This window comes from Paractinoplanes globisporus DSM 43857 (assembly GCF_000379645.1).
GTDB classification, from domain to species: Bacteria; Actinomycetota; Actinomycetes; order Mycobacteriales; family Micromonosporaceae; genus Actinoplanes; species Actinoplanes globisporus.
In genome coordinates this window covers 197,512-223,114 of sequence record NZ_KB903302.1, presented here as the reverse complement: position 1 = coordinate 223,114, position 25,603 = coordinate 197,512, and the positions used below count along the sequence as shown (strand labels likewise).

20 protein-coding genes and 1 pseudogene are annotated in these 25,603 nt (G+C 71.5%); 9 read left to right on the top strand and 12 right to left on the bottom strand.

The window, feature by feature from the left end:
• Positions 1 to 447: 447 nt before the first annotated feature.
• From A3CQ_RS0117340 to A3CQ_RS0117290, 11 genes and pseudogenes are all read right to left on the bottom strand, one after another.
• Positions 448 to 834 (bottom strand): SCO2097 family morphological protein, encoded by a 387-nt coding sequence (locus tag A3CQ_RS0117340; RefSeq protein WP_020512214.1) that lies wholly within the window; start codon positions 832 to 834, stop codon positions 448 to 450.
• 98 nt (positions 835 to 932) lie between these two features.
• On the bottom strand, positions 933 to 2,228 hold the full coding sequence (dinB, locus tag A3CQ_RS0117335; protein ID WP_026205798.1) for a DNA polymerase IV: 1,296 nt from the start codon (positions 2,226 to 2,228) through the stop codon (positions 933 to 935).
• 48 nt (positions 2,229 to 2,276) lie between these two features.
• Entirely contained in the window at positions 2,277 to 3,443 is a 1,167-nt protein-coding gene (locus A3CQ_RS0117330; RefSeq protein WP_020512212.1) for an alkaline phosphatase family protein, read from the bottom strand.
• Entirely contained in the window at positions 3,440 to 4,186 is a 747-nt protein-coding gene (locus A3CQ_RS0117325; protein WP_026205797.1) for a methyltransferase domain-containing protein, read from the bottom strand. The genes A3CQ_RS0117330 and A3CQ_RS0117325 overlap by 4 nt, the downstream gene beginning before the upstream one ends.
• A gap of 48 nt (positions 4,187 to 4,234) precedes the next feature.
• Complete coding sequence (locus A3CQ_RS0117320) at positions 4,235 to 4,633, bottom strand: SSI family serine proteinase inhibitor (RefSeq protein ID WP_020512210.1); 399 nt, start codon at positions 4,631 to 4,633, stop codon at positions 4,235 to 4,237.
• A 53-nt stretch (positions 4,634 to 4,686) separates the two neighbouring features.
• Complete coding sequence (locus tag A3CQ_RS0117315; RefSeq protein WP_020512209.1) at positions 4,687 to 8,082, bottom strand: error-prone DNA polymerase; 3,396 nt, start codon at positions 8,080 to 8,082, stop codon at positions 4,687 to 4,689.
• 15 nt (positions 8,083 to 8,097) lie between these two features.
• Positions 8,098 to 10,101, bottom strand: coding sequence for a DNA polymerase Y family protein (locus tag A3CQ_RS0117310; RefSeq protein WP_020512208.1), 2,004 nt, complete (start codon positions 10,099 to 10,101; stop codon positions 8,098 to 8,100).
• Between the two features lie 420 nt (positions 10,102 to 10,521).
• Positions 10,522 to 11,364, bottom strand: a pseudogene (gene imuA', locus A3CQ_RS53190) (DnaE2-dependent mutagenesis accessory factor ImuA'); the annotation flags it as partial.
• Positions 11,365 to 11,846: 482 nt separating this feature from the next.
• Entirely contained in the window at positions 11,847 to 12,248 is a 402-nt protein-coding gene (locus A3CQ_RS0117300; RefSeq protein ID WP_245577252.1) for an SAV_6107 family HEPN domain-containing protein, read from the bottom strand.
• Positions 12,249 to 12,743: 495 nt separating this feature from the next.
• Entirely contained in the window at positions 12,744 to 13,616 is an 873-nt protein-coding gene (locus tag A3CQ_RS0117295; RefSeq protein WP_245577250.1) for a bifunctional helix-turn-helix transcriptional regulator/GNAT family N-acetyltransferase, read from the bottom strand.
• 32 nt (positions 13,617 to 13,648) lie between these two features.
• Positions 13,649 to 15,601 carry an APC family permease gene (locus A3CQ_RS0117290; protein WP_020512204.1) on the bottom strand — a complete coding sequence of 651 codons (1,953 nt, stop codon included), beginning with the start codon at positions 15,599 to 15,601 and terminating at the stop codon, positions 13,649 to 13,651.
• Positions 15,602 to 15,687: 86 nt separating this feature from the next.
• Here A3CQ_RS0117290 and A3CQ_RS0117285 point away from each other — a divergent pair, with 86 nt between their 5' ends.
• From A3CQ_RS0117285 to A3CQ_RS0117250, 8 genes are read left to right on the top strand one after another with little or no spacing between them, the layout of a single operon-like run.
• Positions 15,688 to 16,500, top strand: coding sequence for an SDR family NAD(P)-dependent oxidoreductase (locus A3CQ_RS0117285; protein ID WP_020512203.1), 813 nt, complete (start codon positions 15,688 to 15,690; stop codon positions 16,498 to 16,500).
• A 32-nt stretch (positions 16,501 to 16,532) separates the two neighbouring features.
• Positions 16,533 to 17,534 carry an aldo/keto reductase gene (locus A3CQ_RS0117280; protein WP_020512202.1) on the top strand — a complete coding sequence of 334 codons (1,002 nt, stop codon included), beginning with the start codon at positions 16,533 to 16,535 and terminating at the stop codon, positions 17,532 to 17,534.
• Positions 17,535 to 17,539: 5 nt separating this feature from the next.
• Positions 17,540 to 18,013 (top strand): YbaK/EbsC family protein, encoded by a 474-nt coding sequence (locus A3CQ_RS0117275; RefSeq protein WP_020512201.1) that lies wholly within the window; start codon positions 17,540 to 17,542, stop codon positions 18,011 to 18,013.
• Positions 18,014 to 18,019: 6 nt separating this feature from the next.
• Positions 18,020 to 18,676 carry a hypothetical protein gene (locus A3CQ_RS0117270; RefSeq protein WP_026205795.1) on the top strand — a complete coding sequence of 219 codons (657 nt, stop codon included), beginning with the start codon at positions 18,020 to 18,022 and terminating at the stop codon, positions 18,674 to 18,676.
• Between the two features lie 2 nt (positions 18,677 to 18,678).
• Positions 18,679 to 19,257, top strand: coding sequence for a GNAT family N-acetyltransferase (locus tag A3CQ_RS0117265; protein WP_020512199.1), 579 nt, complete (start codon positions 18,679 to 18,681; stop codon positions 19,255 to 19,257).
• Positions 19,254 to 20,048 carry a carotenoid biosynthesis protein gene (locus A3CQ_RS0117260; RefSeq protein ID WP_020512198.1) on the top strand — a complete coding sequence of 265 codons (795 nt, stop codon included), beginning with the start codon at positions 19,254 to 19,256 and terminating at the stop codon, positions 20,046 to 20,048. Before A3CQ_RS0117265 ends, A3CQ_RS0117260 begins: the two co-directional genes overlap by 4 nt.
• On the top strand, positions 20,045 to 21,139 hold the full coding sequence (locus A3CQ_RS0117255; protein WP_020512197.1) for a glycosyltransferase family 2 protein: 1,095 nt from the start codon (positions 20,045 to 20,047) through the stop codon (positions 21,137 to 21,139). The genes A3CQ_RS0117260 and A3CQ_RS0117255 overlap by 4 nt, the downstream gene beginning before the upstream one ends.
• A complete protein-coding gene (locus tag A3CQ_RS0117250; protein ID WP_020512196.1) occupies positions 21,136 to 22,563 on the top strand; it encodes a phytoene desaturase family protein in 1,428 nt (475 codons plus the stop codon). Before A3CQ_RS0117255 ends, A3CQ_RS0117250 begins: the two co-directional genes overlap by 4 nt.
• A 265-nt stretch (positions 22,564 to 22,828) precedes the next feature.
• On the opposite strand, the gene A3CQ_RS0117240 is transcribed toward A3CQ_RS0117250, so the two are convergent.
• Positions 22,829 to 24,511, bottom strand: a complete 1,683-nt coding sequence (locus A3CQ_RS0117240; protein ID WP_020512194.1) for a substrate-binding domain-containing protein — start codon at positions 24,509 to 24,511, stop codon at positions 22,829 to 22,831.
• A gap of 307 nt (positions 24,512 to 24,818) precedes the next feature.
• On the opposite strand from A3CQ_RS0117240, the gene A3CQ_RS53185 reads away from it, so the two are divergent.
• Positions 24,819 to 25,532, top strand: coding sequence for a maleylpyruvate isomerase family mycothiol-dependent enzyme (locus tag A3CQ_RS53185; RefSeq protein ID WP_020512193.1), 714 nt, complete (start codon positions 24,819 to 24,821; stop codon positions 25,530 to 25,532).
• Positions 25,533 to 25,603: the final 71 nt, after the last annotated feature.

Sequence of the window (25,603 nt, the reverse complement as noted above, 5' to 3'; positions counted from 1 at the left end):
CGCCCCACGCCCCAGCCTGCCCACGCCCCAGCCTGCCTATCCGCCGCCCGACCCGCCCATGCCCAGCCCATCAGACCGCCGCCCGACGCGCCCACGTCACCAGAACCCACTTCAGGAGGGATATGCCCGAAGGCCATGCCGGGCGATGACGCGCCACCGCCCGCCACGCATCATCCGCAGCGGATGAGATCCGCCGCCGAGGCCCTCAGAGGGCCAGCCAGAGAACGGCTCGGAACGCGCGCACGGCGCGATGAGGGGGAATGGGGCGAGAGGCCGGGCCGGTGGCGGGCCACAGGGCGACAGTCCCGGGAAAGCGCGCGCGGCGGCATGGGCAGGCGACCGGCGGCGATTTGGGTGATCGCGTGGGGCATCGAGAAACGGCGATGGCGGCCTAGGGGCCGCCATCTGCCGGGCGCTGGGCTTGGTGGGTCGGCGCGCGGTGGGTGGTTAGCGGTGGCCTTCCGGGCGCTGGCGCCAGCGGTCTTCCAGCCTGTCGATCAGTCCGGCCTTGCGGGTCTGTCGGGTGCGGCGGCTGGTGGTGCCGCCGACGGCGTGGAGGTCGGGAGCGTTGCCTCGGCGACGGGACTGCATCGCGAAGGCGGCTGAGCCGAGCATCACCACGAAGCCGGCCACGCCCAGCGGCGTGTTGCCGATGACGGTTCCGAGGACGACTAGGCCTAGACCAACAATGATCACGAAGGCGGCGACCAGAAGCCGGCGCCGTGCGTGGAAACGCGGGTCGTTGGCCCGCACAGCCGAGGCGAACTTGGGGTCCTCGGCAAGCGACCGCTCGATCTGATCGAACAGCCGCTGCTCGTGCTCCGAGAGCGGCACGGCATTCCTCCCCGGGCGCAGATCCCGATCCCGAAGCGGGTCGGGGTGAATCAAGGTAGGTGGCGCGGGACAGCCGTCGGCTGCCTTACCGACCAAGTCTACGAGGGGGTGGGCGGCTCGGAAAGCGGGACGACCGTCCGCTCCGGGTGATTTTCGGTGCGGCGAAGATCGGTTCGTCCCAAAAGACTGGCTGGACCGACGCTTGCACGGCCGAACCGGGCGGCGATCGCGTCGGTCGCGGCCTCGGCCTCGCGCCAGCCGCGCTCCGGCTCGCCGAGGCTGAGCTGCCGGGATGTGGTGGCCGCGGCGGTCAGCCCCTCGACCCGGACGCCGACGAGCCGAATGTGATCGGTCGCACCCAGCGCCTCGAACAACGACCATGAGATCTCGAAGATCTCGCGTGCCACATCGGTGCTCGTCGGCACCGTGCGCGAGCGGTTGACCGTCCGGAAGTCGGCCAGGCGCACCTTGATCGCCACCGTGCGCCCGACCTGGCCGCTCGCCCGCAGCCGGGCGCCCACCTTGTCGGACAGGGCCAGCAGGCTGCGCCGCAGCAGAACACGGTCGGCCACGTCGGTGTCGAACGTCATCTCGGCGCCGATCGACTTTTCCACCTGCTCGGGGGTGACGTGGCGCGGGTCGCGGCCCCAGGCGAGCTCGTGCAGGTGGGCCGCGGCGGCCTCGCCGAGCGCACCGCGCAGCATGCCGAGCGGGGCCCGGGCCAGCTCGCCCACGGTCGTGAGCCCGAGCCGGCGCAGCGTCTCGGCGGCCCGCTCCCCCACACCCCAGAGCGCGTCGACCGGCAGCGGGTGCAGGAAGTCGAGCACGAGGCCGGCCGGCACCACGACCATGCCGTCGGGTTTCGCCCGGGTCGAGCCGAGCTTGGCCACGAATTTTGTCGGCGCGACCCCGACCGAGCAGGTCAGTTCCTGCTCGGCGAGCATGCGGTCACGGATCTGCTGGGCGATCACCGCGGGCCGGCCGAGCAACCGCTGCGCACCCGCGACATCGAGGAACGCCTCGTCGGACGAGAGCGGCTCGACCAGGGGTGTCACGTCCCGGAAGATCGCCATGACGGCCTCGGAGGCGGCTGCGATCGCGGGGCCGTCGACCGGGAGAATGATCGCCTGCGGGCAGAGCGCCCGGGCCCGCATCATCGGCATGGCGCTGCGCACGCCGAACCGCCGCGCCTCATAACTGGCCGAGCTCACCACCCCGCGCGGCCCGATCCCCCCGACCACGACGGGCTTGCCGCGCAGCGATGGCTGGGCCCGGATCGCCACCGACGCGAAGAACGCATCCATGTCGACGTGCAGGATCGTGCACCCCGCGTCGTCGGCTTCCGGCCCAAAACGCGGGTCGCGCCCCCGAGGCACCACCTGGCTACGTCCCACGTCAGGGACCCTAGCCCCACCCCCTGACAAAAACGGGGAAGCGGCAGGTCAGCGGGCTATCAGGAGGGGGACCATCATCTCGGCGGCGGTCACTGAGCCGTGGAAGGCGATCAAGCGGTTCACCGTCGGTGGCTCCCAGCCGCTGGCCAGGGCGATGGCCCGTTCGAGGCAGATGATGACGATCTCACCGATGCGGTCCAGGTGGTCGGGCGACACCGGGCCGAACAGGCCGCGGGCGACCACCTCCTCTCGCGGCAACACCCAGGCCTGAGAGCCGAAGACGCCCTGGCAGACGGCGAGCACATCATCGTGTGCACCCGCCGCGGGATAGAGGTAACGCACGCGCGGCTCGCCCGCGACGGCCGCCAGCCCGCCCGACAAATCGGGAATGTCGGCTAGGTCGAAACGGTCGGCGGGCGGCACATTCAGCTGACCATGGTCGGCGATCACCAGCAGGGCCGACCTCGGCGGCAAGCCGTGCAGAACCCGATCGAGCAGGATGTCGACCGTGGTGGCCGCCGACCGCCACTGCTCCGAGTCCACCCCGTAGCCGTGCCCGTAATGATCGAGGTCGGGATGGTAGCCGTAGACGATCCCCGGGCCCGTCGCCAGCGCCGCCAGCATCCCCGCCGCCAGCGACGGCACATCCGAGGCGCCCACATACACAGCGCCCCGATTGGCCGAGACGCTCAGCCCGGTCCCCGCGAACTCCGGCTTGTTGACCACGGTCACGGCCAGCCCCGCCGCCGCGGCCGCCTCGAACTGGGTCGGCACCGGCTGCCACTGCCGCGGGTCGGGGTCGTCCTTCCACTGCACGTGGTTGAGCACCCGCCCGTCCGGCCGCTTCGTGGTGAAGCCGAGCACCCCGTGCGCCCCCGGCACCGCGCCCGTACCGACGGTCACCACGCTCACCGGCGTCGTGGAGGGAAAACCCGTGGTCAGGCTGCGGCTTCCCGGTGCGAGATCTTTCAGGACCGGGGCGTACGCCGAGGCGACCGGCACCTGGTACGTACCGAGCCCGTCGACGAGCAGCACCGCCACGCGATCGATTCCGTCCAGCGCTCCGGCCAGCCCCAGCACGTCGACCGCACCCGGCACTCCCAGGACCGCGCACACGCTCGGCAGCAGATCGGCCAGGCTCCCGCTGCCGTACGCCGGCAGAACCGGGGTCAGCGCGTCGGCCCGCAGGCGATCGGCCGGAACCTCGGTGATCACGGGCGCCGCGCGAAGAGGTGCAGCTGCGAGGCGATGTCCCGGAACGGCGGACGGGCCGACAGCGCCAACTCGAGCTCGAGCAGCGCCTGCGGGTCCTCCTCGACGACCGCGGCCGGCAGCAGGTCGGCCAGCACGCGTACGCCATGGGTCTCTTCCACCTCAAGCCCCGCCGAGCGCAAGAGTTCCGCCGCGCTCTCGGCGTCGTAGCGCCGGCGCAGCGTGTCACGCGCGCCCGCACGCCCGTCCGGGTCGGTGACCAGCGCGGACGCCGACCGCAGATGCCCGTTGATCGCCCGCCCGAGGATCGCCGCGGCCCGCCCGGCCACCAGCACGCTCACCGCACCGCCGGGCCGCAGCGCGGTCGCGACCGCCGCCACCACGTCGGCCGGCTGATCGACCACCTCGAGCACCGCGTGGCAGAGGATCAGGTCGACGCTGCCCGGCTCGACCAGCCCGGCCAGCGCGTCCCCGTCGCCCTGCACCGCCCGCACCCGGTCGGCCACGCCCGCGTCGGCGGCCCGGCGGGTCAGCGCCGCGAGCGCGTCGGGACTGGCGTCGACGACGGTGACCCGGTGCCCGGACTGCGCGAGCGGCACCGCGAACCCGCCGGTCCCCCCGCCGACGTCGAGCACCGTCAGTTCGCTGCCGGCCTGCCGGTCCAGCTCACGCCGGAGGACCGCCCACACCGCGGCGGTGCGAGCGCTGACGAGCGGCCGGGCAGTTCGCGTCGATGCGGTTTCCACACGGGCAGCGTATCGGCCCGGCACCTCTCGCCTCAGGGCCACACCGGGTCAGAAGTCAAAGAGCACACCGAGTGCCCGGTGCATCTCGCAGCTGTTTCCGTATTTGTGGTGCCAGGTCAAAGGCATGCCGTGCCAATCACCCTTAATCTCGGCCGTTATCGGCGCATAAATCAGGAAGCAGGCGGTGCGGGCCGGCTCGATCTTGCCGGGATCGCCGGCGACAAGAGCCAATTCCGCGCAGGCCTCGGCCGGCTGAGGATGGCCGCCGCCCGGCGGGTCGCACTCGAGCTTGACCGCCGCCGCGAACCCCGCGTCCGCCATGTAACTCAGCGTCAGCCTCGCCCCCGGCCCTCGGCCGCCACCGCCGGCATAGCCGGGGTCGGGCGCGGTCGCGGGGGCAGGCCCGGCGGCAAGAACCGCGGTCACGGCCGCGAGAAATCCGATCATGACGCTCTCCGATTTTTCGGATAAATACGGCAAAGCGGCAGGATACCGGCCGGTCAGCGGAAGTCGCGGGACGCGGGGGTCACCGGCGGGGTCGCCGCCTCGAGCCGGTCCGCGACCAGGTTGAGCACGCCCTCCGCCTTCTCCAGGCGCCCCCGCACGATCAGCGCCGTGCTGGTCCGCGCCACCCGCCGATACCGCTGCCACAGGCCGGGCGAGCAGGTCACGTTCAGCATCCCGGTCTCGTCCTCGAGGTTCACGAACGTCACCCCGCCCGCGGTGGCCGGCCGCTGCCGGTGGGTGACGATCCCGCCGACCCGGATGCGGGTGCCGGCCTCCACCCCGCCCAGCTGGGAGATCCGCAGCGCGCCCGCCCGGTCGAGCTCCCCCCGGATGAACTCCGCCGGGTGCGTGTCCGGCGACAGCCCGGTCGCCCAGACGTCGGCGACCAGCCGGTCCACCTCGCTCATCCCGGGCAGCATCGGCGCATCCGCCCCGGAGACCGTTCCCGGCAGCTTGTCCGGCTTGTCCTGCGCGGCCGCGCCCGCCGCCCAGAGCGCCTCGCGGCGGGAAAGACCGAAACCCGCGAAGGCGTCGGCCGTGGCGAGGGCCTCCAGGTGAGTAGCCGTGCATCCCGTACGGCGGGAAAGGTCGGTCATGCTCCGATAGGGCCCGTTGGCCCGACGCTCCTGCTCGATGGATTCGGCAAGCTCTGCTCCCACCGTACGGATGCTGGAAAGACCTTGCCGGACGGCCGGGCCGCCCAGTCCCCAAGCGTGCGGAGGCTCTTCCTTCTCGCTCTTGTGCCGGGTCTCCGGCGTGGTCTCCAGCGTCGCCATGGCGTCGCTCAGATTGATGTCCGGCCGGCGCACCTCCACGCCGTGCCGCCGCGCGTCGTCGACCAGCGTCTGCGGCGAGTAGAAGCCCATCGGCTGCGCGTTCAGCAGCGCGGCGCAGAACGCGGCCGGGTGGTAGCGCTTGAGCCAGGCGCTGACGTAGACCAGGTACGCGAAGCTGATCGCGTGGCTTTCCGGGAAGCCGTAGTTCGCGAACGCGCACAGTTTGACGTAGAGGTCGTCGGCCAGCTCGCCGGTGATGCCGTTCGCGGCCATCCCCTGGTAGAGGCGGTCGCGCATCTCCTCCATCTTCTTCACCGAACGCTTCGAGCCCATGGCCCGGCGCAGCTTGTCGGCCTCCAGCGGGCTGAACCCGGCCGAGTCCATCGCCAGCTGCATCAGCTGCTCCTGGAAGAGCGGCACGCCGAGCGTCTTCTCCAGCGCCCGGGTCATCGTGGGGTGCGGCATCGTCCACTTCTCGACGCCGTTCTTGCGCCGGATGTACGGGTGCACCGAGCCGCCCTGGATCGGGCCCGGCCGGATCAGCGCCACCTCCACCACCAGGTCGTAGAAGACCTGCGGCTTGAGCCGGGGCAGGGTCGCCATCTGCGCCCGGCTCTCCACCTGGAACACCCCGACCGAGTCCGCCTTGCACAACATCTCGTAGACCTCGGGGTCGTTCGGGCGGATGTCGCCGAAGTCGAGCTTGCCGTCGATCATGTCGAACGCGTAGTGCAGCGCCGAGAGCATGCCCAGGCCGAGCAGGTCGAACTTGACCAGGTTGATCGCGGCGCAGTCGTCCTTGTCCCACTGCAGCACGGTGCGGCCCGGCATCCGGCCCCACTCGACCGGGCACACCTCGCTCACCGGGCGGTCGCAGATCACCATGCCGCCGGAATGAATTCCCAGATGCCTCGGAAAAGTCTGCAATTCATTGGCGTACGCGACGACCTGCTCGGGAATGTCGTCGATGTCCACGGTCGCGACATCACCCCAACGGTCTATCTGTTTGCTCCACGCATCCTGCTGACCGGGAGAAAAACCAAAAGCTTTGGCAATATCCCGTACGGCGGAACGGGGCCGATAGGAGATGACGTTGGCGACCTGAGCGGTATGGCGACGGCCGTGCTTGGTGTAGACGTGCTGGATGACCTCCTCCCGGCGGTCCGACTCGATGTCGACGTCGATGTCCGGCGGGCCGTCCCGCTCCGGCGCCAGGAACCGCTCGAAGACCAGGTCATACTCGAACGCGTCCACATTGGTAATACCGAGCGCGTAGCAGACCACCGAGTTCGCCGCCGAGCCCCGCCCCTGGCAGTAGATGTCGTTGTCCTTGCAGAACTTGACGATGTCGTAGACGACCAGGAAGTAGCCGGGGAAGTCCAGCTCCTCGATCATCGCGAGCTCGTAGTTGAGCTTCACGTAGACCTCGGGCACCTCCTCGGGCAGGCCGTACCGGGCCCGGGCGCCGCGCATGGTCAGCTCCCGCAGCCAGCCCATCTCGGTGTAGCCCGCCTCGGGGATCGGGAACGCGGGCAGCTGCGGGGCGACCAGCTGCAGGTCGAAGGCGAGCGCGGCGCCCAGCTCGGCGGCCCGCTCGACCACGCCCGGGTACGCGGCGAACCGGCGGGCCATCTCGGCGCCGCTGCGCAGGTGAGCGGTGCCGGCCGCGGGCAGCCAGCCGTCGATCTCGTCGAGGCTGCGCCGGGCCCGGACGGCGGCGACCGCGGTGGCCAGGCGGCGGCGGGCCGGGGTCGCGTAGTGCACGTTATTGGTGGCGACCGCGGTTGTTTTTCGCAGGCGCGCCAGCTCGTACAGCACGTCGTTGCGGTCGCCGTCGTACGGGTCGCCGTGGTCGGTCAGCTCGACCACGACGTTCTCGGCGCCGAAAAGGCCGGTCAACCGGTCGAGCTCGCGGACCGCCTTCTCGATGCCGCCGGTGGCGAGCGCGTGCGGGACGAGGCCCTTGCGGCAGCCGGTCAGCACCAGGACGTGGTCCTTCAGCCGCTCGGCGATCTTGTGCAGGTCGCCGTACTCGGGCTTGCCCTTCTCCCCGCCGGCCAGCTGACCCTCGCCGATCATGCTGCCCAGCGCGGCGTAGCCGGCCGCGTCCTTCGCCAGCACCAGCAGGTGCTGCCCCTCGGGGTCGGGCTCGCCGTTCTGCGGCTTGGTCAGGCCCAGGGACAGCTCCGCGCCGAAGATCGTGGGCAGTTCGAGGTCGCGGGCGGCCTCGGAGAAACGGACCACGCCGTAGAAGCCGTCGTGGTCGGTGACGGCCAGGCCGGTGAGTCCCAGCCGCGCGGCCTCCTCGGCAAGTTCCTCCGGATGACTGGCACCGTCGAGGAAGCTGAAGTTGGTGTGACAGTGCAGCTCGGCGTACGGGATGACCTTCTCTGTTGATCTTTTGATCTCGGGCGCCTGGTAGGGCTGGCGTTTCCGGCTCCAGACCGGCGAGTCGCCGCCGTCCGCGTCGATCGCGAGCGGGTCCACGGCGTACGGCCTCGGCTTCTGCTCGCCGATCTGCCGGATGTCGTCGCCGGACGGTGGCCTGACCGGTTTGCCGGTCAGCTCGGCCTCCAGCTCCGACCAGGGCTTCTTCGGGTTGTTGAAGCTCACGTGCGCCACCCTCGCTCAGTCATAGATGGCCTCCACCGACCAGTGACCGCCCTCCAGGGTCAGCAGGAGGGCGCGGCCGTCCTCGAGGACCACCTGGAACCGCGCCCGCCGCCGGCCCTCGCCGGGCGCCCACCAGCGCTCGTCGACGGGCCAGGGGCCGGCCCACCCGCTGATCGCCATCGGCCGTCCCCGCTCCACGATCAGGGCCGCCGGGTCGCCGGTCAGCTCGAGGCGGGCGCTCACGCCGACCGGGGTGCCGATGTCGTCGAGCACGACCGCGGCCGGGGGCTGTGGAGGAACCACGGCCGGGGCGGGCTTGGGCAGCCGGCCGGGCCAGGGTGGCAGCGTGGCCGGAGGCGGGGCGGAACGACCTTTGCGCCGCACCGCTGGCACGGTCACGACCGTGACCCCGGCTGCCACCCCCGGCTCGGGCCCAGCTCCCGCCGTCGACTCGGGCCCAGCTCCCGCCGTCGACTCGGGCCCAGCTCCCGCCGCCGACTCGGGCCCAGCTCCCGCCACCCCCGGCTCGGGCTTGGCGGCCGGGCCGATCGCCGATTCGTCCTTTGTGGGCCATTTATTCGCTGGTGCCGCCCGGCCGGATCGCTGATTTCCGCCCCGCTCCGCCGGCCTTGCGCGCTCCGCCGGCCCTTCGTCGCGTTCCGCGGCCCGGGCCGCTCGGTGGGACGCCAGGCTGATCACCTCGGCCGACTCCGGGCCCCCGTCCACCAGCGACAGGGCGAGGGCGGGCGCCTCGGCGCGGGCCAGGATCGGGGCGGTGCCGACGTCCGGGTTCGGCTCGGCGTGCGGGGCCGCCGGGCGGGCCGGTTCCCGCTCGTCGCCCCACGGCACCAGCCGGATCTGGTCACCGGCCGAGCGCCCGCCGCCGAGAACCGGCGTGACCAGCGCTTCCGGCCCGAGCAGGCCCTGCACCCGGCTGAAGGCCCGGTGCGCCCGCTCCCGGTCGGCTCCCGCGTCGCCCCAGAGCCCCGGCTGGAGTCCGAGGTGGACGATCACCCCGTCCGGGACGAGGCGCAGCCGCACCAGCCCCGCGGTGGGCCGGGCGGGCGCCCCGCGCCTGGCGCCGGTGAGCCACCCGTCCAGCTGCCAGCGGACCCGCTCGGCGATGGCGGCCGAGGTCAGCGTGCCGTCGTGCCGCCACACCCGGTGCAGTTCCTGGCCGTCCGCGGTGACCGCCTCGATGCCGAGCCGGGTGCAGGCGAGCCCGTACGCCGCGAGCCGCTCGTGGAGCCGCTCGGCCAGCACCTTGCCGGCGAACGCGGCCACGTCCACCCGCTCCAGCGGCTCGTCGTAGGTGTCGGTGACGTCGAGATCCGGCGGCGGCTGCCGCACCGCGAGCGCCCGATGATCCCGCCCCGAGGCGAGCCGGTGCGCGAGCGCCCCGTCGAATCCGAACCGGCTCAGCACGTCCCCCGCCGGCAGGGCCGCGAAGTCCCCGAGCGTCTTGACTCCCAGCCGCTTGAGCAGGTCGACCAGCTCGGGCCGTTCCAGCGCCACGATCGGCATACCGGCGAGAAAGGCGGCCGTCTCCCCCGGCGCCACAACCCGCCCGTCCCGCGCCGCGAGCCCCGCCGCGAACACCCCGTCCGCGATCCCCACCTGGCTCTCCACCGCACAGGCCTCGGCGATCTGCTCCACGATCCGCTCCGCGGCCGCCTCTTCCCCACCGAAGTACCGGGCCGGCCCCCGCGCCGCCAGCGCACAACTCCCCGGCCGGATCACCTCAACCCCGACCGCAACCTCTTCCACCGCCGCCACGACGGCCTCGAACGCCCGGGCGTCCCGCCCCAAATCATGCTCAACCACCACCAGCCGCGGACACCTGCTCTGCGCCTCCCGCCGCCGCAATCCTTGCCGTACGCCCTCCAGCCGCGCCGCCTCGGAACAGGCCACCACCCGGTTCTCCCGCAACACGACGACCGGCCCCGACCCATCGATCCCTTCCACGATCTCGGCCGCCACCACCGCCCAATCCGGACACCACACCAGCAGCGTCCGCACCTCCCCACCCACCTCAGCCCCCCGCCGCCGACCGCTCCCACACGACCGGCTGCCTTCGCGCCTCCACCCCGACAGCGAACCGAGTGGCGCCCTTGCCCGCCGTCATGCGGATGCTCCCTGCACGGTGCCCGAGCGGGATCCCGGGTCATCAGCCGAACGAGAAGCCACAGCGGCAAGCCGCCGAGCCGGGATCTCCGCGTCCTGCCGAGACGCCGCCCCGCCGATCGGCCGAGATGCCGCACCCGCGATCAGGCGTCCCCGCCGCCTCGATCGAGTGGCCGAGCCGGCGCCGGCCCGAATGGCAGAAGCCGCAGCCGCGGCCGCTGCCCCGGCGGGCACAGCAACAGCGGCAGGCACGGCGGACGCGTCGGCCGCGACAACGGCGGGCGTGGCGGCAGTGACAACGACGGGCGCGGCGGCGGCGGGCGCGGGCGCAGCGGCATCGGCAGCGGCGGGCACCGTGGCGGCGACGGCGGCGATGGTGGGCACGGCGGCAGTTGCAGCTGGGCTGTGCTGCGGGAGGGCGGGGGCCGGTGCGGCGGTGGGTGGGCGGTCGGCGTGAGTGGGCGTGCCGTCGGCGGTGGTGGGTGTGGGCGGGAAGGTGAAGGGGCGGATCGTGACGCCCGGCATCCACATGGTGATTTCCTTGGGGCGGGCGGCCGCGCCGCGACCCCGGGCCAATACGGTCACCTCGCGGCGGCGCAGGCGGCCCTGGCCGTCGCCGAGGCCCTCCCAGCGGCCCTCGGTCACTCGCAGGGTCACGTCGGCGCCGTCCCACTGGCCGAACGGGACCAGCACGCAGCCGCGCTGGCGGGCCCTCGCCACGAGGCGGCTCGCGATCGACGGGGCGACCGTGCCGGGCACGGCCGCTACGACGACGTCGACGCCGTCGATCAGGGCGGCCACCACCGTGGCCCACTCGGGGCCGGGGTTGGGCACCAGCGCGAGACGGTCGAGGGCGATGCCGCTCTCGGCGGCGGCTAGCGCACCCAGCGCGGGCACCCCGACCACCGCGCACCACGATCCGGAGCGCGAGGCCTCGGAGAGCAACGCGAGCAGCAGCGACGTCCCGCCGCTGGCCGGCGCGGCCCGCCCGGTGGCGACCGCGACCGTGCTGCCCCGGCGCAGCCCGCGCCCGGGCAGCAGCCCACTCAGTTCGGGCGCCACCGGCAGCACCCGGTGCACACCCGGCTCGGCCGTCTCACCCGCTGTCCGAACCAGCTCGGCAAGGGCGGCCGCACCGCTGATCATGCGTCCCGCCATCGTTGCCCCGCTTCGTGTTGCCGTGTTTCGTGTTGCTGTGTTTCCCGCTCGCCCGAACACTCGCCCGCGCAGAGCGAGCGCCCAGACGGACACTCGCCCGCGCAGAGCGAGCACCCAGCGCACCAACGCCCGCCGAGCACTCACGGCCCTCGCCTCCCGCTCACCCACATCCGGACCCGGGCCCGGCGAGGAGAAAAGGGGAAGCACTCGCCGCCGGGCCCGGGCGACAACGCGCTCCTGGCAATCGGACGACCGCCTCAGCCGCCGGCCCAACCCAAGGCGAGCATCGAGCTCAGTGGGTCGGCAGATAACCCGCCGACGGAAGCACGGGTAAGCGGTGGCGGGTCGCTTCGCCCGGCGCGCTTCACGGCGGTGGCGGCCGCGCGCCGGGTGGCCAGGTGGCCAGGTGGCCAGGTGGCCACACAACCGGGTGGCCAGGTGGCCACGCGACCGCGCGACCAGGTGGCCCCGCGACCGGGTGGTCAGGCGGCCAGGGGTGGCTGGTAGGCGACGCCCAGGGAGGACTCGACCACGGCCACGAACTGCTCGGCGGCTCTCAGGAGGTCGTCTGCTTCCCGGGGGCTCACGACGCGGGGAATGCCGGCCTCGGCGGCCGCTCGCTTGGCGGCGCCCAGGGCGAAATAGCTTGCCCAGTCGGAGAACTCGGGGGCCACCAGGACCAGCAGGGACCAGACGCTCGTCACCCGGCTGCGGCGAGTGGGCGCCGCGGGACGGGCACGGGCGGCCAGCACCGCGGCGGCGGCGCGCAGGGCGGCCAGGTGGGCCGCCGCGTAGCGCAGGCCGTCGGGGCGGGTCAGTGCCGCCTCGTTGAGGCCCTGCCGGGCGATGGCCAGCAGCTGGGCGGGTGTGCGGTGCGGCAGCATGTGCGCCGGGACCGTGGGCGCCTCCGTCTGGACGGCCGCGGTTGGCGCGTGGGCCAGGCCGGGAGCCTGCAGAAGGGCCGGCGCCGTGGTGCTCGCCATAGGTCGTGTCTCCTCGCGTGTCGCATCCGACGTGTACGGGTCGAACCGAGGCTGCGGAGGAAGACGCAGCGCCCGTGGTGGGCGAGCCGGCCGGGCGTGAAGCTTCCCCACACCACACCCGGCCGGACCTTGCCGGCGGGTCCGTCGCCCACCACCCGGGGGTCGGGGGGCGGCGGGCGACGGTCCTGCCTTGTCTGAGGGCGCCGGGCCCGCGAAAGCCCGGAACCTCTCGTGCGGCACTTCGCGGGTGCCACACCCGGGAGCAAAGCCGCGAAACATCGCTCCCGGAGCCAGTCCGGACGCCGGAGCCTCGGAGGGAGGGCTTCGAACATCCGTTCTAACTACTCGAGAGACTAGCACGCCTGTACGACAAAAACCGACCGCGGCGACCCCCGGCTACGGCAAAACCTTCTCGAAGGGCAGCTCGTTGTACTCCGAGTCGCTGTACGGCGGGATCTCCCGGTATCCGCCGCTCCGATACAGCGCCGCGGCCTCGGGCAACGCCTTGTTCGTGCTCAGCCGCAGCGTCCGGAAACCCTGCGCGCCGGCCCGGCTCTCCAGCTCCGCGAGAAGCCGCCGCCCCAGCCCGAGCCCCCGGCAGTCCGGGCTGATCCAGAGATGCCGGATCTCGGCGACCCCGGGCGAAAGCGGCTGCCAGATACCGCACCCGACGGCCTCGGAGCCCTCCAGCGCCACCAGGAACTCGCCGCCCGTGCCGGCCAACTCGCCCGGCTGCAGCAGAGCGCTCGACGAGTACCCCGACGGAAACCGCGAATCAAGCTCGGCCGCATAGCGCGCAAGACACGCTCGCGCCACCGGGGAGGAATCCGGAATTTCCGAAATGGTGACGGCGGCCATCCGCAGCAACCGCCGCACCTGATCCTGGGCCGCGACCAGCCTGTCCCGCTGCCCGGCCGTGAGCTGCCCGAGCACCGCCCGCACACTCTCCCGGGCCCGCACATCGAGCTCGTCCCGCGCGTCGAGGCCCGCCGTCGTCAGCGAGGCGACCCGCACCCGGCCGTCCTGCGGATGCGGCCGCACCTCCACCAGCCCCTGGTCGGTCAGCGACCGCAGCATCCGGCTCACGAATCCCGAGTCGAGCCCGAGCCGGCGCCGCAGGTCACGCACGTCCATGCCGTCCGAGCCGATCTCGAAGAGAAGCCGCGACTCGCTCCACGGCCGGGACAGGCCGAGGTACTGGTCGCCGAGCACGCCGAGGTGGCGCGTGTAGTACCGGTTGAAGTCGCGCACGCGTTCGATCTGGTCCACCACCCGATAATCTCTGACCCGAGTCAGAGAATCTAGACCCCGCCCACATGAATCACCGGGCGGCGGGACGGATCGGGCTCGCTCTTGCGGATGATCTCGCGTACCACCGGCGCCGTGTCACCCCGGCCGAGCAACAGATAGCGGAACAGGTGCACGAGCGGGCTCCCCTCGGCCCAGGCGAAGTAGCAGTGCGGGATGACCCCGGTCGCGTCGCGCAGGGCGAGCAGCAGGGCGGCGATCGCGTTGGGGGCGGCCGGCGAGACCACCCGCAGCACGCGATGGCCGTCGACCTCGACCCCGTGCACCTCGAGCACCTCGCTGAACTGCGACGGGTCGACCACATCGACCTCGAGGAAGAGCACGTCGTTCCGCCCGGGAACCGGGTTCATCCGGCGCTGCTCGCGCTCCTTGTGCTCGTACTCCGAGGAGTCGCCGGCCTGGCGGCGGTTGGCGACGAAGTCGAGCTCGCCGTCGTTGGCGATCGAGTCGGCCACGAACTCGCGCGCCGCGGAATCGAGCTCGATCCGCTCGGCCCGCAGCTCGGTGGTGCGACTGACCCGGGAGACCAGCGAGACCACGATGATCCCGGCGACGAACACGGCCGAGATCGCAATCCCGTCCGGCTTCTCGATGATGTTGTCCACCAACGCGTACAGCAGGATGAGGGTGAGAATCGCGAAGCCGGCGGTGGCTCCCCGCTGTTTCGCCCGCAGGGCGGAGATCATGACGGCGACCGAGCCGGAGACCATCATCGCGAGGATGCCGGTGGCGTACGCGCCGGCCTGCGCGTTCACGTCGGCGCGGAAGACCAGCGTGATGCCGATGCTGATCGCGGTGTAGACCAGCACGACCGGGCGCACGGCCCGTCCCCACTCGGGCGCCATGCCGTAACCGGGCAGGTAGCGGGGCACGATGTTGATCAGGCCGGCCATCGCGGAGGCGCCCGCGAACCAGAGGATCAGGATGCTGCTGATGTCGTAGACCGTGCCGAAGACCTCGCCGAGCATCTCGTGCGCCAGATAGGCCAGCGCCCGCCCGTTCGCCGCGCCGCCGGGCTGGAACTCCTCCTTGGGGATCAGCACGGTGGTGACGAAGCTGGTCGCGATCAGGTAGACGCTCATGATCAGCGCGGCGGTGGTGAGCAGCTTGCGCGTGTTGCGGATGCGCGACTCGAGGCCGTCCGCCTTGATCAGCGGCATCATGCTGACCCCGGTCTCGAAGCCGGAGAGGCCCAGCACCAGCGCCGGGAAGGCCAGGATGGACGGCCCGATCACGCTGAAGAAGCCGGCGGACGGGAGCGCGTCGACCCACGCGGACAGGGCGCCGGGGGTGTTGAAGACGTCGGCCAGGCCGACCACGGTGACCACCGCGTTGAGCGCGAGGAAGACCGCGACCAGCGGGATCGCCACGCCCACGGCCTCGCTGAAGCCGAGCAGGAAGACAAAACCCAAGATCAAGAGCAAGACCACGGTGATGAGTACGTCGTGGCCGTGCAGAAAACCCGGAAGATAGGGATTTTCGGACATGTGCACCGTGGCGTCGGCGGCCGACAACGTGATCGTGATGATCCACGACGTGCAGACGAACCCGAGCAGGACCAGCACGAACAGCTTGCCCCGCCAGAACGGGAGCAGGTGCTCGAGCATCGCCACCGAGCCCTGCCCGTGCGGACTCTCCCGGGCGACTCGGCGGTACATCGGGAGCATGCCGAACAACGTCAGCGCGACGATCAGCAGCGTGGCCAGCGGAGAAAGAGCGCCGGCCGCGAGCGCCGCGATGGCCGGAAGGTAGGACAGCGTGGAGAAGTAGTCGACCCCGGTCAGGCACATCACCTTCCACCAGGGCTGCTCGTGGTCGGTCTGCGCCGACTCGGGACCGACCGGCTGCACGCGATGGGCAAGCAGCCACTTGCTCACCCGATGACCCGGGACGGCCGGCCGCTCGGGGCTCGCCACCACCGCCGGCACATTGATCTCGGTACTCATCAGGAATCTCCACTGGGCCGGCGCGACTGACAGGTGCCAGGATGCACCAGGGGTGCGACAAATCGATGAGCTAAGGGGAATCCGCCATGGATCGGACCATCGTGATCACCGGCGCGAGCTCGGGTGTCGGCCTCGCGGCCGCCGAGCAACTGGCGGCACAGGGCGACCAGGTGGTCGTCGTCGGTCGCGACCCGGGCCGCCTGGCCGCGGCGGTGGAGAAGGTCAAGGCGGCCGGCGAGGGCCGCGAGCCGGGCCGGTTCCAGGCCGATTTCGAGTCGCTCGACGAGGTGCGTGCGCTGGCCGATCACCTGCTTACGACGTACCCGGTGATCGATGTTCTGGCCAATAATGCCGGTGGGATCGTCGGGAAGTACCGGAAGACCAAGGATGGGTACGAGGCCACCATCCAGGGCAACCACCTCGCCCCGTTCCTGCTGACCCACCTGCTGCGCGAGCGGCTGAGCGGCAAGCGGGTCGTGAACACCGCCTCCGACGCGCACAGCGCCGGCGTACCCGATCCGGACCGCCTCGCCGGCGACCCGGCCACCTACCGCGCCTATCGCACCTACGGCGCCTCCAAGTCGGCGAACATCCTGTTCACCTCCGAGGCGCACCGCCGCTGGCCCGACATCCTGAGCGTGTCCTTCCACCCCGGCGTGGTGCGCACCAACTTCGGCACCGGCCGGGCGATGCGTCTTTTCTACAAGTACGCCCCGGGCCTGGTGTCCCCGGAGAAGGCGGGCGCGCTGCTGACCTGGCTGGCCACCGCCCCGGCCGACGAGTTGGTGAGCGGCGGCTACTACGTCGGCCACCAGGTCCGGCAGCCTCGGCCGCACGCCGCCGACGAGGCGCTCGCCAGCCGGCTCTGGGACGCCAGCGCCGAGGCGGTCGGAGTATAAAAACGGTTTGTGAGGCGCGGTAGAAAGGCCATATGAGATACCGGACCCTCGGCAACAGCGGCCTGCGCGTGTCAGAGCTCATCCTGGGCGCCATGACCTTCGGCGAACAGGGCGGCGTGGGCGCCCCGATCGAGGAGTGTCGCAAGATCGTCGACGCGTACGCGGAGGCGGGCGGCAACACCATCGACACGGCGATCAACTACCGCGGCGGACAGAGCGAGGAGTTCCTGGGCGAGCTGCTGGCCGGCCGTCGCGAGTCGTTCGTGCTGTCCACGAAGTACACGACCACCCGCGACGCGGAGGACGCGAACGGCGGCGGCAACGCCCGGAAGAATCTGCGCCTCTCGCTGGAGACCAGCCTGCGCCGCCTCCGCACCGATTACCTCGACCTCTACTGGGTGCATGTCTGGGACCGCTCGACGCCGATCGAGGAGACGATGCGGGCGCTCGACGAGGCCGTACGCTCGGGAAAGGTCCTCTATGTCGGCATCTCCGACGCGCCGGCCTGGGTCGTCGCGCGCGGCCAGACCCTCGCCGAGTGGCACGGCTGGGCGCCGCTGACCGCCCTCCAGGTGCCCTACAACGTGCTCGACCGCGACATCGAGCGTGAGCTGCTCCCGATGGCCGAGTCGCTCGGCCTCGGCGTGACCGCGTGGAGCCCGCTGGCCGGGGGCATCTTGTCCGGCAAATACGGACAAAGCGCGAGTGGGCCGACGCGACACGACCCCGCCAAGATCGACGAGCGGCAGCTGAAAGCGGCGGAAGCGGTACAAAATCTGGCCGACGAGATCGGCGCCACCCCGTCGCAGGTGGCGATCGCCTGGACGGCCGCCCGCTCGAAGGCGATCGTCCCGATCGTCGGCGCCCGGTCGCTGGCCCAGCTCACCGACAACCTCGGCGCGATCGACGTGACCCTCACCCCCGAGCAGGTCGACCGCCTGACCGCGGCCACCGATTTCTCCCGCGGCTTCCCGCACGACTTCATCGACGGCATAGCCCCGTGGGTGTTCGGCAAGGCCCTGATTGAACAATGAGTGACATGGAATCGCATCCGAACGTGGTCGCGGTGCGCGAGGCCCTCGAGGCCGCCGGCGCGCACACCTCCGAGGTCGTCGTGCTCGACGAGGCGGTGCACACGGCCGTGGCCGCCGCCGAGGCGCTCGGCGTCGAGGTCGGCCAGATCGCCAACTCGCTGATCTTCGACGCCGAGGGCGAGCCGTTGCTGGTGCTGACCTCGGGCGCGCACCGGGTCGACACGGCCAAGGTCGCGGCGGGCCTCGGCGTCGCCAAGCTGCGCCGGGCCACGCCCGAGTTCGTCCGCGAGCACACCGGCCAGGCGATCGGCGGGGTCGCCCCGCTCGGCCATCCCAAGCCGGTGCGCACGCTGGTCGACGTCGACCTCGGGCAGTACGACGTGATCTGGGCGGCCGGCGGCGTGCCCCGCGCGGTCTTCCCGATCAGCTACGCCGAGCTGGTCCGGGTCACCGCGGGCACGCCCACCGAGGTGGCCTGACGCCGCATGCCGGTGACGCTGCACGTCTGGCGCGTGCCGCGCCACCGGATCGGCGCGGCCTGGTTGCGCATCGCCTTCCCCGCCCGCCGTCGTTCCGACATCCGATTTGTCCGCTTTCTCGGAACTGGTGCCGGATTTACCCCCAAAAATGCGGACCTAACGCGGTACGCGGCAGTGACCGTCAGCGAGAACGCCATCGAGTACCCCGAGTGGGACAAACTGGCCACCGCCTCGGCCCGAGTCGACCTGGTTCCCCTGCAGAGCCGCGGAACCTGGTCGGGTCAAACGCCGTTCGCGCCGGAAGGCAGGCCGGAAAGCGGCGGCATGGTCCTCGCGCTGACGCGGGCCCGCATCCGCCCCACCAGGGCAATCAGGTTCTACCGCGCGGTGCCACCCGTCACCCGCGCGCTGGCCGAGACCCCGGGACTGCTGGCGAGATTCGGCTTCGGCGAGGCGCCGATCGGCTGGCAGGGCACGGTAAGCCTGTGGCGCGATGCGGCGGACCTGACGCGGTTCGCGTACCGTCAGCCGGAGCACCGTGCGGTGATCGCACGCACCCCCGCCGATCGGTGGTACGCCGAGGAGCTGTTCGCCCGCTTCGCCGTCCGCGGTCTCACGGGCGACAGATCGGTGCTGGGGTGGCTGGAGGAGGGGCAGACTTAGGTATGAGGCTCGTTGCGTGGCAGCCGGACGACCTGCTGCGACGGCTCGACGACGTGGTCACGGTCTACGGCGAGGCGATGGGCTACCGCCAGGAACTGCTGCAGACCCGGCGCGGCTACATCGGGGCCCACGTCCGGCGGCAGGGTTTCCGCGCGGTCGCCACCCTCACCACCGACGGCCGGCTCGCCGGCTTCGGGTACGGCTACACCTCCGGCCCCGGCCAGTGGTGGCACGACCAGGTGCGCTCGGCCCTCGACGACCCGTCCCGCGATCAGTGGCTGTCGAACTGCTTCGAGGTGGTCGAGCTGCACGTGCGGCCGGCCGCCCAGGGGCACGGGATAGGCGCCCGGCAGCTGCGCGCTCTGCTGGCCATGGCCGACGGCAAGACGGTGTTGCTGTCCACGCCCGAGGCCGACGAGCAGAAATCGCGGGCCTGGCGGCTGTATAGGCGGTTCGGCTTCGTGGACGTGCTGCGGCACTTCTTCTTCCCGGGCGACGAGCGGGCGTTCGCGATCCTGGGCCGGGAGCTGCCGCTGTCCGACCGCCCCGCCGAGGACGCCCCCGGCATCGTCGGCATTTGACGATTTTTCCGAAAAATCAGGCGGCGGCGGGACAGCGAGGCGGGTCACGGCGGCGTGACTGGGCCCTGCTGGCGGCGCTCGTCCTGGTCCAGATCGCCTACCCCCTGACCAGCGGCCAGACCCGAGCGGCCACGACCGTTTTCACCGTCCTTATCGGATATTTCCTGTCAATCACCCACGCGGCGACCACTCGCGGCCCCCGAGCGGCATTCGCCCTGATCGCCACCGCGACAATCGGCGGCTTCGCGGTGGAGGCGATCGGCGTCTCCACCGGCTTCCCGTTCGGCACCTACGACTATTCCGGCGAACTCGGCCCGAAGCTCCTCAATGTCCCCCTGATCATCCCCCTGGCCTGGACCTGGATGGCGTGGCCGGCGTGGATTGCCGCGATTCATCTGACAAACCGGACGTCCCTGCGGATTGCCGCGGCCGCCCTCGGCCTGGCCGCCTGGGACCTCTTCCTCGACCCGCAGATGGTCGCCGAGGGCTATTGGCGCTGGCAGGACCCCACCCCCGCGCTGCCCGGCGTCCCCGGCGTCCCGATCGGCAACTACCTGGGCTGGCTGGCCTTCGCCGTGCTGCTGATGATCGCCCTGGCCGCTCTCGGCCGCGACCGGCTGAATTCCCCCATGCCCGCCGACGCGCCGATCATCGCACTCTGGTTCTGGACGTACGCTTCCTCCGTGCTAGCCCACGCGGTGTTCCTGGGCCTCCCCGCCTCCGCGGCCTGGGGCGCCGCCGTGATGGGCGCCGCCGTCCTTCCCCTGGCGCTCCGGCTGCGACGCCCATGACCTGGCTGATCCTGCTCCCCTGGCTGGCCCTGACCGCACACACCGCGATCAACGCCGCCCTCCTGAGGCGTCTCGGCCAGGGCCGTGAAACAAAGGAAAGGGTCGCCGTCCTCCTCCCCCTCCGCGACGAGGCCGACCGCCTGACCCCCTGCCTGGAGTCCGTGCTGGCCCAGCGCGGCGTCCCCCACCTGACCATTCACGTCCTCGACGACGGCTCCACCGACGGCACGGCCGAGCTCGTCCGCTCGATCGCCGGCGACAAGGTCAACCTGATCACCGGCGCCCCGCTGCCCCCCGGCTGGCTGGGCAAGCCCCACGCCTGCCAGCAACTGGCCGAGGCGGCCGCGGACGCCGACATCCTGTCCTTCGTGGACGCCGACGTGGTCCTGACCCCCGACGCCCTGGCCGAGGCGGTGACATTGCTGCGCGCCCTCGACGTGACGCTGCTGTCCCCGTACCCGAAAATCACCGGAACCGGCCGCCTGCTGCAACCGCTGCTCCAATGGTCTTGGCTCACCTTCCTGCCCTTACGCGCGATGGAGCGCTCGCGACGCCCCTCGCTCGCCGCGGCCGGTGGTCAATGGCTGGTCGTCGACCGCCCCGGTTACGAACGCGCGGGCGGTCACGCCGCCGTGCGCACCGAGATCCTCGAGGACATCGCGCTGGCCCGGCAGGTCAAACGCTCCGGCGGCCGCATCGCCCTCGCCGACGCGTCCGGCCAGGCCACCTGCCGCATGTACACGTCCTGGCCCGGCCTCAAGGCCGGATACACCAAATCGCTCTGGGCATCCTTCGGCTCCGGTCCGGCGCCGGCTTTCGTCGTGGTTCTTCTCCTTTTGCTGTACGCGCTGCCACCCGTAGCCACCCTCACGTCGGCCGTCCTTGGCTGCGGGGCGACCGCGCTGGTCGCCCTGACTGCCTACCTGCTCGGGGTCACCGGCCGCGCCGTGACCGCGCACGCGACCGGTTCCCGCGTATGGCCCGACGCCCTGGCCCACCCCGTGTCGATCGTCCTCTTCGCCTGGCTGACCGTCCGCTCCTTCACCCTGCGCCGGCAGTCGCGCCTGACCTGGCGAGGCCGCGCTCTATGAGCCGGATCGTCGTCATCGGCGCCGGCGTCGGCGGTCTGGCCGCCGCGATCCGCCTGACTTCCGCCGGCCACGAGGTCGAGGTGCACGAGCGAGCCGAGCGGCCCGGCGGCAAGCTGGCCTCCTACGAGCGCGACGGCTTCCGCTTCGACACCGGCCCGAGCCTGCTGACCCTCCCCCAGGTCTTCTCCGACCTGGGCCTCGCCCTTCCGCTCGTCGAGCTGGATCCGGTCGTCCGCCACTTCTTCCCCGACGGCACGGTCCTGGATTCGTCGTCGGACCACGCCGCCTTCGTCGACCGCATCGGCCACGCCCTGGGCGCTTCCGCGGCCGCCGACTGGGAACACTTCTGGCGCCGGGCCGCCCGCATCTGGCGCGCGTCGTGGCGCTCGGTGCTGCACCATCCGGTAACTCCCGCCACGCTGGCCGCGCTCTCCTGGCGCCTGCCCGACCTGGCCGCGATCGCCCCCGGCCGTACCCTCCGTGACCTGGGTTATCACTACTTCCGCGACCCCCGCCTGCGCATGCTCCTGGACCGCTACGCCACCTACACCGGCACCGACCCGCGCCGCGCGCCCGCCGCCCTGGCCGCGATCCCCTACGCCGAGCTCACCTTCGGCGGCTGGTACCTCCCCGGCGGCCTGTCCACCCTGACCGAGGCGATGATCGCCCGCTGCCGCGCCCGCCTGCTCCTCAACTCCGAAGTCACCGAAATCGTCGCCGAAGCCGGCCGGGCCAAGGGCGTCCGCCTGAGCTCCGGCGACTTCGTCCCCGCCGACGTGGTCGTGTCCGATGTGGACGCCCTGACCCTCTACCGCGACCTGCTACCCACCCCGTCCCGGCTCCCGGCCCTGACCAGCCGCAGCCTGGCCGGCTTCGTGATCCTCCTGGCCCTCCGCGGCGAGACGCCGAAGCTGGCCCACCACAACGTCTTCTTCCCGCCCTACTACGACGCCGAGTTCGACGCCATCTTCGGCTCCCCGGCCCACCGAGCCCGCCCGGCCGACCACCCCGCCATTTTCATCACGCGAGCCACCGACCCCGCCGTCCACCCACCCGGCACCGAGGCCTGGTTCCTCCTGGTCAACGCCCCCCGCCACGGCCACGCCTGGTCCGCGCTCGACTGGCGCCGCCCCGGCCTGGCCGACGCCTACGCCGACCACATCCTCGCGTTGCTGGCCCGGCAGGGCTTGGAGGTGCGCGACCGCGTCCTCTTCCGCGAGACCCGCACCCCCGCCGACCTGGCCACCGCGACGTCCACTCCGGGCGGCGCCATCTACGGCACAACCGGCACCCTGCTGCGCCCACCCAACCGAGGCCCACTCCCCAACCTGTACCTGGTCGGAGGCTCGGTCCACCCCGGCGGCGGCCTCCCACTGGTCACCCTCTCCGCCGAAATAGCCGCCACCCAGATCGGCCCCGCCTAGCGATTTTCAACGGACGCCGGTCACGCCCCGAACAGGTCCTCCAGCATCGCCCGCGACCGTGATGATCCCCGCGATCGTCGCGAGTGTCCGGAGGTCATCCTCGTCACGGCTCCGGGCGGCAAACGCCTTCATCGCGAAGACATGCTCCGGCGGCGCCGCCATCACCCCGGATCCCAGGGTGTTCGAAGACCTCCCGCTTGCCCACGTCATGCTGAGCGGACATGTAGGAGTGGCCACCGCTCTGAAGTTGGGTTAGCCCGCCGGGTCAGGTCGGGGCGTGGGCGGCCAGGAAGGCCTTGGCCATGGCGGAGGCCAGGTCGGCGGGGTTCTTGGCGGCTATGGCCTTGCCGTCGGTGGCCTTGGCTATGTCGGCCAGCGTGCCCATGTCGGCGTCGGGGCCGAAGCCGACGCCGATCACCGGGACGGGGCGCTTGGGGTCCTCGGCCTTGGCCAGGCGGTCCAGGAAGGTCTTTTTCGGCATCGAGAACGTCGACTCGCCGTCGGTGCCGTCGGTCAGCACGATCACCAGGGTGATGGTGTTGGGCTGGACGCGGGGGCGCATCGCGGCGCGGGCGTCCAGGATGGTCTGGAAGAGCGGGGTGCCGGCCTCGTTCGGGGCCTTGTAGCGGTTGATGGCGGTGGCCATCGCGGTGCGGCGGGAGGTGGCGCCGACCTTCGCCGTGATCGGGCCGAACGGGACCACCTCGGTGTGTGGCCGGCTGGTGGGGGTCGGGGTGTTGAAGAACCACATGCCGACTTTGGTCTCGTCGCCCAGCAGTTCGGTCGCGGCCAGGCCGGACTGGCGCAGCAGGCCCGCCTTGGTGGTGGGCCGGCCGGCCTTGTCGACGGCCGGCTTGTTCATCGAGCCGGAGGCGTCGATCAGCAGGAGCACCTGGAAGGCGAGCGTGCGGTACTGCGCCCACTGCACCGCGGGAGCCAGCAGCTTGTCGGAGCGCTCGGGCAGGGCCAGGGCATGATCCATCCCGTACGTGCGGAAACCGGCCTCGGTCAGCAGCGGCTTGCCGATGGCGGCGCGCAGGCGCTCGGCCAGGTCGGCGTGCTTGGTGGAGGTGGAGATCGCGTACGGGTAGTCGGCCTCAATCAGGCCGTCGGACGGGAACGAGCCGGTGAGCGCGATCGTGTGTCCGCCGCGCTGGTACGTGGTCAGCTGCTGCTCGGTGATCGGGAAGACGCCGACGTCGTTGGTGACCGCCTTCGCGTCGGTGGCCGCGGCGACCTTCTCCAGCAGCGCGGTGGGGTCGGCCGAGGCGTCCTTGAGCCGGCTGCGCAGGGTCAGCGCGCGCAGCTGGGCGATGCCGGCGTCGGGGGTGCTGTGTGCCATCGCCGACTGGATGGCGTAGACGGCGAGCATGCCGACGCTGGAGTGCAACGGGTCGGGCATGGTCACCGCGGGGATCTGGTGCCCGGCGACGCCGGCCATCAGCTGCATCCAGGTCGTCTTGTCGCCGGTGGCGTACTTGCCGGCGATGGTGGTGGGTCCGGCGAGAACGATGGGGCTGCGGGCGATCGGGTCACCCTGGATCCGGTACGCCTCGACGCCGCCCACGAGTGAGATGCGCAGCCAGGCGCTGGAGGAGGGGATCCAGACGTCGGGCTGCTCGGGGGCGGAGGCCGTGATGGCCGGTTCCTGTGCGGTGACGCCGATGGGCCCGCAGTCCCCACCGTTGTTCAGGGTGCGCGCCGCCTCCCGGACGACGGGGGCTATCTCCGGTGCGGCGACGACGTGCAGGACCGTGTCGGGACACGGACCCGCGGGACGGGCGGCCTGGTCGCCAGGTTTCTGGGAATACAGCCACCAGGTTGTGCCGCCGGCGACGACGACCAACACACCCACGATCATGCTGGCAAGGAGGATGCGGACGGTGAGGCTGGCCGGCTGCTCGGGATCTAGGTCGGGCAGGGGGGAATGCCGCGAGAGATCCGACATGCCACCGCCTTTCTCAAAGTCCGCATTCCGATTACGCATGGTCGCTTTGAACGAGGCCGAATAGTAGCCGTCCGCCCGTCGAAGGCAACAGGGAAACTGATTTTTCTCGCTCACAGACTGTGAAATGCCAGGTCGCGGTGGATGTGTGCGGAATTCAACATCAAAACGGCCGTCGATACGTACAGTAATCGTCAAAGATCAATAAGGGCGCGAAAGGGCCGCTCACCCATTCAAGATCGGAATGTCGCGAACGCGGGCGGTGATCGTGCACAGATCCGGGGGCCACGGGCCGTATAGGGTCGGGCCCATGGAGTGGCTGACGCCGGGTCGGTACGCCGACGAGTTGGAGTCCGAGACCGCCCGCCTGGCCACGGCCGCCGCACAAAGGCCCAGCGACCAACAAATCGAGACATGTCCGGAGTGGACCGTCCGCGACCTGGTCACTCACGTCGGCACCGGGCACCGCCTCGCCGCCGGGATCATCGAGGAGCGCCGCACCACTCCGGCCGAATACCACCTGGTCGACGCCCCGGACGACCGGGACGACTGGGCGGAATGGCTCGCCGGCGGCGCCCGGCGACTGAACGCCGCGGTCGCCGAGCACGGTTTCGGCGGCACGGTCTGGACCTGGCAGCCGAAATTCCAGACGGCCGGCTTCTGGCAGCGCCGCATGCTGCACGACCTGATCATCCACAGGTTCGACGCCGACCCCACCGGCGATCTAGCCCCCGATCTGGCCGCCGACGGCATCGCCGACCTGCTGCTCGCCTTCGAGCATTTCCCGAGGTTCGCCGGCAAGGGCGAGACGCTGCTTTTCACCGCCACCGACACCGGCCAGAGCTGGCACGTCACGCTCACCCCGGACGGGCTCGACTGGGCCACCAAGGCCGAGACGGCCGACACGACCTGCGCCGCCCCGGTCACCGAACTGCTGCTGATGCTCAACCGCCGCCGCCCGGCCGAGAACGTCGAGGGCGACCTGGCCCTGTTCCAGCGCTGGCACAAGGACGCACAGTTCTAGCTGGGCGCCGCGCGCATAGGTGCGCAGAGCAGGGCGCATGGGTGCGCAGAGCAGAGCTTCCCCCGCTTTCG

Coding starts and splice junctions, on each gene's coding strand:
- A3CQ_RS0117320 (WP_020512210.1), bottom strand. CDS start 4,633: ATGATCGGATTTCTCGCGGCCGTGACCGCGGTTCTTGCCGCCGGGCCT.
- A3CQ_RS0117300 (WP_245577252.1), bottom strand. CDS start 12,248: ATGCTGCCGCACCGCACACCCGCCCAGCTGCTGGCCATCGCCCGGCAG.
- A3CQ_RS0117290 (WP_020512204.1), bottom strand. CDS start 15,601: ATGAGTACCGAGATCAATGTGCCGGCGGTGGTGGCGAGCCCCGAGCGG.
- A3CQ_RS0117285 (WP_020512203.1), top strand. CDS start 15,688: ATGGATCGGACCATCGTGATCACCGGCGCGAGCTCGGGTGTCGGCCTC.
- A3CQ_RS0117280 (WP_020512202.1), top strand. CDS start 16,533: ATGAGATACCGGACCCTCGGCAACAGCGGCCTGCGCGTGTCAGAGCTC.
- A3CQ_RS0117275 (WP_020512201.1), top strand. CDS start 17,540: ATGGAATCGCATCCGAACGTGGTCGCGGTGCGCGAGGCCCTCGAGGCC.
- A3CQ_RS0117270 (WP_026205795.1), top strand. CDS start 18,020: ATGCCGGTGACGCTGCACGTCTGGCGCGTGCCGCGCCACCGGATCGGC.
- A3CQ_RS0117265 (WP_020512199.1), top strand. CDS start 18,679: ATGAGGCTCGTTGCGTGGCAGCCGGACGACCTGCTGCGACGGCTCGAC.
- A3CQ_RS0117255 (WP_020512197.1), top strand. CDS start 20,045: ATGACCTGGCTGATCCTGCTCCCCTGGCTGGCCCTGACCGCACACACC.
- A3CQ_RS0117250 (WP_020512196.1), top strand. CDS start 21,136: ATGAGCCGGATCGTCGTCATCGGCGCCGGCGTCGGCGGTCTGGCCGCC.
- A3CQ_RS0117240 (WP_020512194.1), bottom strand. CDS start 24,511: ATGTCGGATCTCTCGCGGCATTCCCCCCTGCCCGACCTAGATCCCGAG.
- A3CQ_RS53185 (WP_020512193.1), top strand. CDS start 24,819: ATGGAGTGGCTGACGCCGGGTCGGTACGCCGACGAGTTGGAGTCCGAG.